Annotated in this window: 9 protein-coding genes and 1 tRNA gene; 4 read left to right on the top strand and 6 right to left on the bottom strand. The window is 71.2% G+C overall.

Annotated elements, in window-relative coordinates:
• Window positions 1–77: 77 nt before the first annotated feature.
• Window positions 78–332, top strand: coding sequence for a hypothetical protein (locus EIL87_RS22635; protein WP_125092601.1), 255 nt, complete (start codon window positions 78–80; stop codon window positions 330–332).
• A gap of 11 nt (window positions 333–343) precedes the next feature.
• Window positions 344–682, top strand: a complete 339-nt coding sequence (locus EIL87_RS22630; RefSeq protein ID WP_125092668.1) for a hypothetical protein — start codon at window positions 344–346, stop codon at window positions 680–682.
• Between the two features lie 592 nt (window positions 683–1,274).
• Here EIL87_RS22630 and EIL87_RS22625 read toward each other — a convergent pair.
• Window positions 1,275–4,658 carry an L-tyrosine/L-tryptophan isonitrile synthase family protein gene (locus EIL87_RS22625; protein ID WP_125092600.1) on the bottom strand — a complete coding sequence of 1,128 codons (3,384 nt, stop codon included), beginning with the start codon at window positions 4,656–4,658 and terminating at the stop codon, window positions 1,275–1,277.
• 446 nt (window positions 4,659–5,104) lie between these two features.
• On the opposite strand from EIL87_RS22625, the gene EIL87_RS22620 reads away from it, so the two are divergent.
• Complete coding sequence (locus EIL87_RS22620) at window positions 5,105–5,728, top strand: TetR/AcrR family transcriptional regulator (protein WP_233576501.1); 624 nt, start codon at window positions 5,105–5,107, stop codon at window positions 5,726–5,728.
• Here EIL87_RS22620 and EIL87_RS22615 read toward each other — a convergent pair.
• The gene (locus EIL87_RS22615; protein WP_233576486.1) at window positions 5,698–6,897 is read right to left on the bottom strand and encodes an amino acid deaminase/aldolase; all 1,200 of its coding nucleotides are present in this window, start codon (window positions 6,895–6,897) and stop codon (window positions 5,698–5,700) included. The two genes, EIL87_RS22620 and EIL87_RS22615, sit on opposite strands and share 31 nt — an antisense overlap.
• 94 nt (window positions 6,898–6,991) lie before the next feature.
• On the opposite strand from EIL87_RS22615, the gene EIL87_RS22610 reads away from it, so the two are divergent.
• Window positions 6,992–8,326: a D-arabinono-1,4-lactone oxidase gene (locus EIL87_RS22610; RefSeq protein WP_125092597.1), complete on the top strand. Its 1,335-nt coding sequence runs from the start codon at window positions 6,992–6,994 to the stop codon at window positions 8,324–8,326.
• On the opposite strand, the gene EIL87_RS22605 is transcribed toward EIL87_RS22610, so the two are convergent.
• From EIL87_RS22605 to EIL87_RS22590, 4 genes are all read right to left on the bottom strand, one after another.
• Window positions 8,327–8,983 (bottom strand): SDR family oxidoreductase, encoded by a 657-nt coding sequence (locus tag EIL87_RS22605; RefSeq protein WP_125092596.1) that lies wholly within the window; start codon window positions 8,981–8,983, stop codon window positions 8,327–8,329.
• A gap of 281 nt (window positions 8,984–9,264) precedes the next feature.
• Window positions 9,265–9,897 carry a hypothetical protein gene (locus tag EIL87_RS22600; protein ID WP_199740569.1) on the bottom strand — a complete coding sequence of 211 codons (633 nt, stop codon included), beginning with the start codon at window positions 9,895–9,897 and terminating at the stop codon, window positions 9,265–9,267.
• A 351-nt stretch (window positions 9,898–10,248) separates the two neighbouring features.
• A complete protein-coding gene (locus EIL87_RS22595; RefSeq protein WP_125092594.1) occupies window positions 10,249–11,037 on the bottom strand; it encodes an IclR family transcriptional regulator in 789 nt (262 codons plus the stop codon).
• A gap of 322 nt (window positions 11,038–11,359) precedes the next feature.
• A tRNA-Leu gene (locus EIL87_RS22590) sits at window positions 11,360–11,442 on the bottom strand.
• Window positions 11,443–11,644: the final 202 nt, after the last annotated feature.

Here is an 11,644-nt window from a genome sequence, read left to right as displayed (position 1 = left end):
CTCTAGGCGCGGCGACCGCCAGGCACCAATGTAGTCATCAGCAAGCAGCGAGCACAGACAGGACCTTGGGGCGGACGATGGACTTCCGAGCGACGAACTCGCGGCGAGGGGGTGGCCGGACCCCGCACGTCCCGGCACCCGCCGACCGCCGTCGCTGGTGGCACGTCGACTGCCGCGACGTCGCGAACACGCGGCGGGGCCTGGCGGTGCTCGTGAACCGGGACAAGGTCGTGCTCGTCGGACCACCCGGCCACGCCGCGGAGCTCAACAGCCGTGGCGCCGGTCAGTTGTCGATGGCGTTGCGGGATGCCGCAGCGCAGGCGAGGAAGTGACGGTGGACCTCGTGGACGAGATCCTGGGGCAGGTGCTGCGCAGCGCGGTACGTGAGCGGCTCGATGTGCTTTCCGAGCTCGCCGACCGCGCGGACGCCTCCTCCCTGCTCTCCGTGGCACGTTCCGAACTCCCGCGGCTGACCGCGGGGTGGCGAGCGCTGCTCACCGCTCACGAAGCCGACGAGAAGGGCAACTGCCCCGAGTGCTCCGGACGTCGACGTCCCGCGAAAGCACCGTGCTCGGTGTGGGAGTCGGCGTACGAGCACCTGGTCGCAGGTGCCCTGGCACCCCGTCCCGCACGGCACCTGCGACCGGCGCACGCGCTGCGCCCGGCCGCTCCGGTGCCGTAAGCCGGCGGACTCGGCCCCGGACAGCAGCACCTCCTCCCCGACCCGGGACGCCGAGAACCGCCAGGTGGCGGCCGATGAGCGCTTAGTCGCGAATCCCCGACCCCGGCCAACGTGAATCGGCCGCCACCGAGCTCCACCAGAGAACTGAAAAGTCTTCCGCGGGCCGGTGCTGACGCACTCCCCTCCCCCCGACCGGTATCGGCCCGCGGACTCCAACCACTCCGGATCACCGTTTCCCCGGACGGCCCGGAGTTGGAAAAGGCCCTGGACGCGGATTCCCCGACTCGCGCCCAGGGCCTTTCCTCATCCACTCCGAGGCTTCGAGCGAACCCGACCCACGTCAGGCAACCGGCTGGAGCCGGTTCTTCTTCACCCACCCACGCAACCGGCACCACCGGGGGGTTCTGAGCGGCTCTCGGGGGAGGACGGCCGTAGCGCCGTGCAGTGGACATGCACACGTCTCGGGTCCCGGGAACCGCTCTGGTTCCGCTTCCGGCACCGCGAAGCAACATGACCACGGAGTCCTGTCAGCAGCAGGGACCCGGCGCCACCGGAACTTCCGTCCACGACCGTTGCCGGTGGCGCCCCACCTCTACTTCCTGCGGAGCCTGGCCTTCCGGGCGAACTCCTCGTCCAGGGTCAGCCCTGCTCGGGCCGGAACACCGCGGGGTGCGGGGACGTTCGAGGGCTCGACGAGGTGCGTGCGGTCCGCCGGGACCATGGCCCACGGCTGGCGCGGCCCGAGCAGCGGTGAGTAGACCGGCACGAAACCCTGGTCCTGCAGGGAAACCGCGAAGTCGATCGCGACGCGGCCGCGTGGGTCCAGCACCCCGGTCCCCTGCCAGGGCAGCAGGCCCGAGCCGCCGAGGTAGGTGAAGCCGAGGCAGCCCTTGCGCACCGCGCTCAGCGTCAGCCGGACCCGGTGCGGGAACATCCGCTCGTAGCCGAACTCGTCGTCCACCTGCATCGTCGCCATGTAGCGGATGACCGTGTGCCACGCGCGGCGCAGCACCGCGCGGCGACCCTGCCGGATCTCGGCGGACGCGCTGGGATCGGTGACGTTGTAGATGTCGGCGTAGAGGGCCACCGACCACTCGAGCCGGTCGGTGCCGCGCGGCACCGTGACCGGGACGGAGTACACCAGCGACATGAGGATTTCCCGGAACAGCCCGATGACGTGCGGCGCGAAGTCGGTCTCACCCGTCGACCAGTCGTGCACCGCTTCCAAGGTGCGCAACGGGTTGTCGGTGATGTCGAAGTCGCGCAGCCGGTCGCTGAGCAGCTTCCGGTAGTTCGCGATCCGGCGGGCGCGTTCGGCGTGCAGGCCCGGTCCGAGGCGTTGCTCGGCGACCTCGTCGATGTCGGCGACGACCGTGCGGTCGCCGATGCCGACGAGGTCGACGTACTCGCGCAGCTTGCGCTGGTAGGCGTCGACGATCGCGGCGGGCCGGCTCCGGAAGTGCCGGCCGTCGGTGAGGATGTTGAAGCGCAAGCCCGGTGGGTGCACCGCCGCGACGGCGCGCTGCATCTCGCGCAACCGGGCCATCGCACCGAGTTCGGCCAGGTCCGGCAGCGGCCCGGAGGCCTTGAGCCTGTTCAGGCACTGCTTGACCGGGAAACCCAGCAGCACCACGTCGATCGGTTCGCCGGCGCGCACCGGTTCTTCCGCGTCCCGCTCGAGGTCCTCGAGCCGGTAGTTCGCGCGAGAACCCTTGATGAACTGCTTGCGGGTCAGCACGTGGTGCAGCGCCGGCAGCACCCGCTCGACGTCGTCCGGGTGCTCCTCGAGGCCGAACTTCGCGACCGCGCTGCGGCCGGTGCGCACCGCGGCGCGGTCGGTGTCGGCGACGATCGAGTCGACGAGGGAGCGCGTTTCGCCTTCGGTGAGGTGCACCGCCCAGCGGCGGGCGAGCGGGTTGCGACGCATCGCGCCGATCTGGAGCTCTTCCAGCGAGTGCGTGTTGGACAACTTCGGGCCGCCGGGCGCGCTCGGGCGGGTCTCGAAGGTGGCGATCACGGCGGCACCGTCGGGGACCGGGTCGTCCGGACCCCGTTGCCCGGCGAGTCCCGGGACTTCCACGGCGACCGGCAGCGCGTCACCGAAGTCGGCGCGCACCGCGGCGCGGTTGGACTGCTCGTCGTCGAAGACGGCGACCACGTCCAGCCCGTCGAGCGCGCGGACCCGCTCCGCCTTGACCTCCGCGATCGGCCGGGTGGTGTGGTCGGGCACGACGAGCAGCGTCGCGTCCGGCACTCCGGCTTCGGCCAGCACCTCGGCGGTGACCTCCCGGAACCGCTCCTTGCGGGCGGTGCAGAACACGACCTGGCCGCCGGCGTCCTGCACGTCCCAGACGAACCGGGCCAAGCCCGCGTTGACGTGGTCGGTGCGCAGCCGCTCGCGGGGTCGGGACTGGAAGGCACGCAGGAAGTCGCCGCGCAGCCGCTCCCAGTCCACCGCCGGGTAGCGCTCGCCGAGGCCGCTGGCCCGCACGAAGTGCTCCCAGCTGCCGGGGACGTGCGTGGGCAGCACGGGCAGCGTTGCGGGACCGGCGAGTTCGAGGATGCCGCCGGGTGCGCCGGGCCGCGGGCCCGAGATGGCCCGGGCGGCGTCGGTGATCCGCTGGAGCGGGACCAGTCCGCACAGGTCGAGGTCGATGACCACGGCCGGCTGGGGCGCGCCCGGGTTCCAGCGACGTTCGCGGGTGGCCTGCTGGACCCGCTCGAGCACCGACTTCAGCACCGCGTCCTGGGACTCCGGGACGGTGTGCGCGTAGCTCTGCAGCGGCTGCTCGCCGGAGAGGAGCTCGGCGGTGTGCGGGGCGAGGTAGCGCAGCTCCTCACCGACGACGCGCCGCACGGCGTCGCGGACCTCGTGGTCGCGGCGGTCGGCGCGCAGCGCCGCGAACCCGTCGCCGAGCCGTTCCAGCGTGCTGACCAGCGCTCGCACCCCGGTGGTGACCTCGGCCCGGCTGGGTTCGGCGGTGATCCGCTCGTGGTCGGTGACCACGATCCGCCCGGTGGCCTGCAGCTCCGGGGAGAGCTCGATGGCGAAACCGCTCTCGTCCAAGGCGAACAGGCCGAGGCCGTGGGTGTCCAGTGCCAGCCGGAACACCCGCAGCAGCGGCCGGACGAAGTGCTCCAGGAAGTGGTCGAGCTCGTCCTCGCGGCGCGCGAAGCGGTTGTCCAGCACGACACGCAGGAGCTTCGGTGTTCCGTCGGCGTCGGGGTGCAGCAGGGCTGCGAGGTCGGCGGCGATCGTGCCGCCCGGGTGGCTCGGGTGCGCCGGGGCCGGGTCGACGACGCGCAGCAGCGCGGTGCTCCCGGTGCCGGTGTCGACCACGGCCGCGGGGACGGGCTGGGTCGCGCAGTGCATCCGCAGTTCGGGGTCGGCCGCCACGACGCCGGCGAAGCGCTCCCACCCCTGCAGCGCTCGCCACGCGCGGTCCGGGGAGTCGACGGCTTGCACGCGCACGGCGCGTTCGCGTCGCCCGACGGTGACCCGCGCTTCGGGGAACGGCACCTTCGGGCCGGTTCCGGGACCGTGCAACGAGGCCAGCACCCGGTGCGCGAGTTCGCGGTGCTCACCGGCGAGCAGGTCGACGCGTTCCGCCGGGACTTCGGTGACCTGCGGCGAGCCGCCGGTGCCCGGGCCGAGGGAACCGGTGAGGCGGTGCAGCCACGCCGCGTCGAAGACCCGCCGGGTGCGGCGAAGCCGGACCAGCGCGCGGTACAGGTCGACCCAGGTCGCGTTGGCGCCGAGCGGGATGCCGGTGCCGATTCCGGCCAGCAGCAGTCCGCCGTCCGCGTCGCGTTCCACCCAGAGGCCGTAGCCGCCGGCGGTGAGCAGGTCGTTCGCCTCCGCGACGGTGAGCGCGCGCCAGGGCCCCGGGGCCGGCAGCTCCGCCACCGACCAGCCGTCCGACGCGTGGTCCTCCGCCAGCAACGGCAGGTCCGCCTCCACCTGTCGCGCCGTCATCGTGTCCCGAGCCGTCACGGGGCCGAGGTGGTGGCTTCGGCACACCGGAGAGCGAACCCGGGTACGACGAACAGACGGAGGGCAGCCGTGCAGTGACCCACAATGACCCTTCTGTCACGGAGAATGACGACTCCCGTCACACTAGATAGCGACCCTCCGCGTTGACAACATGACTCAATGCATATCGATTTCCTGTAACGCTCCGGGATCACCAGGCCGATCGGGGGTTTCACCCGGCCGGGATGTAACACTGGACGAAAATCAAGGTACGCCTAGCGAATTCACCCCTTCGACTTACGATGTCGCGGCATGTCCGAAACGCACGAGTCCTCGTTCCGCAGCAAACTGGTTGCACAACTCCGACCCTAGGAGGCGCATTGCCTGCAGAAATCGCACCGCTGCGGCGCAAGCCAGTGCAGCAGCGGAGCGCTCAACGAGTGGAGAGGATGCTCGCGGCCACCGCCGCCCTCATCGACGAGGTGGGGTACGACGGGTTAACGACCACCCTCATCGCGGAACGAGCGGGAGTCGCGGTCGGATCGCTCTACCAGTTCTTCCCGGACAAGCGGGCGGTCGTGCAGGAGTTGACGCTGCGCAACCTGGACCGGTTCGTGCGGACCGTCTCCAGCCGCTTCGAGCAGATGGAGCTGGCGCACTGGTGGGATGCCGTGGACGCCGTCTTCGACACCTACCTGACGATGCACCGCGAGGTGCCGGCGTTCAGCAGGTTGCACTTCGGGGACGTGGTCGACCTGCGACTGCTCGATCCGGGCAAGGACAACAACGCGGTCATCGCGGAGAAGCTGACCGGGCTGATCGCCGAGGAGTTCCACCTCGACCCGGCAGACCTCTCCCTCCCGCTGACCGTCGCCGTCGAAGCCGCGGACGCCGTGCTGCACCTGGCGTTCCGGCGCGACTCCCACGGCGACCAAGCGATCCTGGCGGAGGCCAAGGACCTCGTCCGCGGCTACCTCTCCAACAGGATCAAAGAAGAACGACGAACCCCCTCCACCGTGATCGGACCGACGATCATGGCGGGCTATCCGAACGATCTGCCCTCACCGCGGTAGGTCGGCGCCTCGACGACGGCCGAGCACCCCACGCTCACCAGGCGGCCGTCGATCAGGTGGTACCGGTCGAACCGCTCCGCGAGTTCCCCAGCCTTCGCGTGCCGGAACCAGACCCGATCGCCGATGCGCAGCCCACGCGCTGCAGCGCCGATCACCGGGGTCTGCACCTCACCGGCGCCCTCAGTCCCCAACAACCCCAGGCCCTCCGGCCAGTGCGGAGCAGGCACCCGGTCCTCCCCGGGCGGCCCCGAAGCGATGTAACCGCCCCCGAACAGCGTCACGATCTTCTTCGCCGGACGGTGCACCACCGGCAAGGCGTAGAGGACGGCCGGCCGCGGCTGGAAGCTGCGGTAGGCGTCGAACAGCGTCGGGCCGATCAGCCCGGAACCCGCCGCCACCTCGGTGATGACGCCCTCCTCCACCGCGGTCCGCTCCAAGCTCCCGGTGCCGCCGCCGTTGACGAACTCCAGGTCCGCGACCTCGCGCACCTGCCGCACCAACGCCGCGCGCCGCTGCGCGAGCTCGGCCGCTGAACGGCGCTGGACGGCGCGCAGCAGGGCTCCGCGCAACGGCTTGCCGGGTGGGGCGTCACCGAGCCCGGCGATCTGCCCCTCGTAGGCCATCAGCCCGACCACCGCGAAACCGCGCCTGCGCTGGGCTGCCTCCGCGAACCTCCGGACCTGCGCAGGGGTGTGCAGAGGTGACCGGCGGGTGCCGATGTGCACGCCGGGCAGGGGTTTCCACGAGGCGTCGACCTCGACGCACAGCCGGATGTCCGGCCGGTCGGGGCCGACGGCGTCGTCGACGAAGTCGAGGTGGTCGGTCGAGTCCACCATGATGCTGATGGCCGCGGCGGCACTGGGGTTCGCGGCGAGTTCCCGCAGCGCGGCGCGGTCGGCGGTCGGGTAGGCGACCAGGATGTCGTCGCTGAGCCCTTCACCGTGCAGCCACAGGGCCTCGGCCAGCGAGTAGCACATCAGACCCAAGTACCCGTCCACCCGCAGTGCGCGGGCGATGAGTTCCCGGCAGCGCACGGACTTCGTGGCGATCCGGATCGGCACGCCGGCCGCGCGGCGCACCATGTCCTGGGCGTTGTCGTCGAAGGCTGCCAAGTCCACCGCGACGAACGGTGGCTGGATTCCGCTGGTGATCTCATCGATCCGGCGCACGCCGACAACCGTATGCCGCAGATCTTGTTTCGTGAATTGGTTTCACATAACTTCAGCCCATCGCGCCGACCACCTCACCCATTGGAGGCCCGGCATGCAGCGTGATCCGGCCACCGAACGGCCGTGGACGAACTGGGGCCGCACGGCCACCGCGCACCCCGCGCGGGTCGTGAGCCCGCGAGACACCGCTGAGGCGGCGGAGGCGATCCGCGCCGCGGCCCGGGACGGCCTGCGGGTGCGGCCGATCGGGTCCGGGCACTCGTTCTCCGCCGTCGCCTCACCGGAAAGCGGTGTGGCGCTGGACCTGCGGCACTGGTCGGGGATCATCCACGCCGACCCGCGCACCGGGTTGGTCGCGGTGCACGGCGGCACCCCGCTGCACGTGCTCAACGCCGAACTCGACTCGCTGGGCCTGGCGATGGCCAACCTCGGTGACATCGACCAGCAGACCATCGCCGGCGCCATCTCCACCGGGACCCACGGCACCGGAGCCGGTCTCGGCGGCCTCGCCACGCAGGTGGAAGCGCTGGAACTGCTGCTCGCCGACGGCACCGAGGTGCGCTGCTCGCCGAGCGAGAACCCCGAGCTGTTCGCCGCGGCCCGCCTCGGTCTGGGCGCGCTCGGCGTGATCACCACCGTGACCCTGCGCTGCGTCCCGGCTTTCGCGCTGGCGGCCGAGGAGCACCCGGCACCGCTGGAGGACGTGCTCGACGACTTCCACGGGCTGGCCGAGGCCCACGACCACTTCGAGTTCCACTGGTTCCCGCACAGCCGCGGCGCGATGGTCAAGCGGAACAACCGCCACGCCGGACCTCCGCAGCCGCTGCACCCGGTGCGGCACTTCCTCGAGTACGAGGTCGTGGAGAACCGGCTGTTCGGCGCGGTGTGCGGGCTCGGACGGAGCCTTCCCGCGCTGGTCCGTCCGTTGAACCGGTTCTGCGCGGCCACCTGGTCGTCGCGGAGCTACCGGGACCGCTCCTACCGGGTGTTCACCACGCCGCGCCGGATCCGCTTCGTGGAGAGCGAGTACGCCTTCCCCCGCGAGGTGGTCCCCGACGTCGTGCGGGAGCTGCGCGACGTGGTGTCCCGACTGGCCGACCCGGTGATGTTCCCGGTGGAGGTGCGGGTCGCGCGGGCCGACGACGTGTGGCTGTCGACCGCGCACGGCCGCGACACCGGCTACGTCGCCGTGCACCAGTACCTGGGGATGCCGCACCGGCAGTACTTCGACGCCTTCGAGGCGATCGCCCGGGACGCGGGCGGGCGACCGCACTGGGGCAAGGTGCACCGGCTCGACGCGGCCGCGCTGTCCGGCCTCTACCCCAGGTTCGACGACTTCCGGCAGGTGCGGGCGTCGGTGGACCCCGGCGGGGTCTTCCACAACTCGTACTTGGAGCGCGTCCTCGGGCCTGTGGATAACCCGACCTGATTACCCCACCACCGCCCGGACCGCGTCCTCGACCGGAACGTCACCGCCGACGAGTTCCAGCGCCCGTCCGGCGGTCCCCGGTTCGTGCAGCAGCGCCGCCAGCACGGCGGCCACGTCGCGGCGGGTGACCGCGTCCCGGCCGACCTCCTCGGCCAGCGTCACCCGGCCGGTCGGCTCGTCGTCGGTGAGGCGTCCCGGACGCAGGATCGTCCAGTCGAGATCGCGCCGCCGCAGGTCCTCCTCGGCCGCCCGCTTCGCGTCCAAGTAGGCCCCGAACACAGGCTCCACGTCAGGCGGGTTGGGCGTGCGGGTGCCCATCGAGCTCACCTGCACGAAGCGGCGAACTCCGGCCTGTTGACAGGAATCCGCGAGCAGCACGGACGCTCCTCGGTCCACTGTGTCCTTGCGCGCGGCACCGCTGCCCGGGCCCGCTCCTGCGAGGAAGACGGCGGCGTCCACTCCGGACAGCCGGGGTGCCAGGTCGGTCGCCGAGGAGGCCTCCATGTCGAACACCAGGGGCTCGACGCCGTCGGCTTCGAGGTCGGGCGCGTGGTCGGGGTTGCGGATGATCCCGAGGACCTGGTCGCCCCGTTCGGTGAGCAGCCTGCCGAGCGGCCGCGCGATCTTCCCGTGGGCTCCGGCGATGACAGTTCGCATGGCTCCACGGTAGTCCCGGCCACGCTGCTCAACCGTTCAAGCACAGCCTGTGGACAACTCGGGGCGGCCTGGGGACAACCACCTGTGGACAGGTTTGTGGACAACTCCGGAACAGCCCCCAGCGGACGGAGTCCCGCCCACGCTGCGCGGCGCGTGAGTGCGGCGGGTCCCCGTCCGCTTCCTCTCCCCCTCCAGCAGGCTCGGGCCCCCCGCCCGCCGGTTCGTTGGCGCAGTTCCAGCTGAAGCCCCCCGGTCCAACTGGAACTGCGGTCCCCAGGTCCTCAGCTGCGCGAGGGCGCCGGGGCTTCGGCCGCCAGCAGCTGCTGGTAGACGACCTCGTTCACCCAACGCGAGACCGCGGTGTGCTCCACCGGTGGCGCGTCCTCGAAGCTGTGGCCCGCGAGCTCTTCCTGGACGCCGTGCTCGTCGGCGCTGAGCACCGCGACGCCGAACTGCCGGGCGCGGATCAGGCAGGTCTCGGCGAAGTCCGGGGCGACCGCCACGGTGCGCGGCACGACGATGGCCGCGTTGGTGAAGCGGGCGAACGGCACGGCCGCGGTCAGCGCGGTGCGCCAGTGCCGAGCGGGTGCGAGGACTCCGGTGATGTGCGCCGCGGGCGGCGGCACGCGGCCGTCCATCTCCGGCCAGACCCAGGTCGCGATCTCCGCGCGGTCGAGCACGGGGCCACTGCCGAACACCAGCCGCTCGGCGTGGGCGTCGGGCACCAGCTCGGCGGTGGCGATGACCTGCCGTCCGAGCAGCTTGACCGGCGGCAGCGTGCTCCCGGCCCAACCCAGGGCGTCGACCGACCGCTGGGCGAGCCGTTCCATGGAGGCGGCCGGTCCCAACGGCGACCGGACCTGCGTGGTCGAGCAGGCTCGGAGCTCGTCTTCGGACCAGGCATGTCCCGGCATTCCGGTCACAGCTTTCCGCCTCCCTCGGCTTTCGTGCGCGCCACGTCGTCAACTTGCTCGCCACCGGTGCGGCGGCCCTGTTGACTAAAACAGCTCCAAGGCGTTCCTGCGCTGCTCATCGGGGGTCGCTGCGATCGGCGGCGGGCAGCTGTCGGTGACCGGTCGACGAATGACATGAGGGCTTCAGCCCAGCGATGCGGCCAAACAGGTGATCGCTGCCCGACACCCGCACGACAACGTCATCCACCCGTCAATCGCGGCCGGGGTGATCGGCGCGTGATATCTGTGCCGGTCTGCGACCTGCACAGATGTACATCCGCACGATTATTCAGCCAGGGAGACGAAGATTATTCACCGGTGAAGCGCGTCGATGTTGGCCCGTTCGCCGCCGGCGAGCCGCTGCCGGATGCCGTCGGACGCCGGCAGCAGCGCGCGGACGAGCCGGGTGACGTCCGCGCGGACGCTGTGGGCCACGACGCCGAGCGCCGCGACGACCGCCCCGGAGGGGTCGTGGACGGGCACCGCCACCGAGCAGTTCCCGAGCGTCATCTCCTCGTTGGCCGAGGCGTACCCGCGGCTGCGCACGCCCTGGAGCTCGCGCCCGAGCCGACCGGGCTCGGTGGTGGTGTAGGCGGTGTGCCGACTCAGCCCGCGCTCGCAGCAGGAGTGCAGCACGGTGGCGGGCGCGTGCGCGAGCAGCACCTTGCCGACCCCGGTCGCGTGCAGCGGTAACCGCCCGCCGGTGCGGGAGACGATCGGCACGGCCCGCGGCGTGGTGAGCTTCTCCACGTACAGCGCGTCGAGCCCGTCCCGCACGGCCAGGTGCACGTTGTCGTGGGTCGTCTCGCACAGCTCCTGCATGTAGGGCAGCGCGGCCTCGCGCAGCCGCCCGTTCACCGGCGCCAGCAGGCCGATCTCCCACAGGCGCAGTCCGACGACGTACCGCCCGTCGGAGTCGCGCTGCAGCGCACCCCACAGCTCCAGCTCCCGCACCAGCCGGTGCGCGGTCGCCAGCGGGATGTCCGCCCGCTGGGCGATCGCGGTCAAGGTCAAGCGGGAGTGCTCCGCGTCGAAAGCGGTCAGCACGCTCAACGCACGCGCGGTCACCGACCGCCCGGGATCCCGACTGTTACCCGCCACCAGGCCACCTCCGAGCCCACACCCCCCAGCCGGACACCCCCACCCCAGCACAAGACCTGCGGAACACCAAGGAAGATCACGAGATGATTTCGCTCAACGCTGAACTCCCCGATCCATGACAAACCGCACATGGCACCGAGGACAAGGGAGCGGGCGGAAGAGGAGGCGGTCCATCCGAGTGCGAACGGCCCGGCGAGGCTTCCGGAAGGAGCGGCACATCGCAGAATGCACGGGATGACCAGCAAGAACGGGCAGCGGATTCCAGTCGGGCCCCGACGACGAAGAAGGCCCCACCGGCGCGATGCCGGTGGGGCCTTCGAAGTGGGCGAGGAGGGAGTTGAACCCTCACGTCCTTCCGGACACACGGACCTGAACCGTGCGCGTCTGCCATTCCGCCACTCGCCCGTGGCACGATGAGAAGCTTAGCTTGCCGCTTTTCACCGCTGGACACCGGGGGTCGGCTTTCGCTTTCCCCTGCTGCCCTGTTGGCGAGAAGAACATTAGCACGGCTCCGGTAGGGGTCTGCGCAGGGGGGCCGGGAACTTGGGAACTGGGCGGTGTCGCGGGCCGTTGGCCCAGATACGATGGTCAGCAGAAGTCGTACGCG

The organism is Saccharopolyspora rhizosphaerae, from assembly GCF_003931915.1.
GTDB classification, from domain to species: Bacteria; Actinomycetota; Actinomycetes; order Mycobacteriales; family Pseudonocardiaceae; genus Saccharopolyspora; species Saccharopolyspora rhizosphaerae.
Note: the sequence above shows the minus strand (reverse complement) of the source record. Positions and strands in the feature narration are given on the sequence as shown.

Bases quoted from the DNA above. Each gene is read 5' to 3' on its own strand.
- EIL87_RS22600 (WP_199740569.1), bottom strand. From the start codon at position 9,897: ATGCCGGGACATGCCTGGTCCGAAGACGAGCTCCGAGCCTGCTCGACC.
- EIL87_RS22610 (WP_125092597.1), top strand. From the start codon at position 6,992: ATGCAGCGTGATCCGGCCACCGAACGGCCGTGGACGAACTGGGGCCGC.
- EIL87_RS22635 (WP_125092601.1), top strand. From the start codon at position 78: ATGGACTTCCGAGCGACGAACTCGCGGCGAGGGGGTGGCCGGACCCCG.
- EIL87_RS22625 (WP_125092600.1), bottom strand. From the start codon at position 4,658: ATGACGGCGCGACAGGTGGAGGCGGACCTGCCGTTGCTGGCGGAGGAC.
- EIL87_RS22620 (WP_233576501.1), top strand. From the start codon at position 5,105: ATGCTCGCGGCCACCGCCGCCCTCATCGACGAGGTGGGGTACGACGGG.
- EIL87_RS22605 (WP_125092596.1), bottom strand. From the start codon at position 8,983: ATGCGAACTGTCATCGCCGGAGCCCACGGGAAGATCGCGCGGCCGCTC.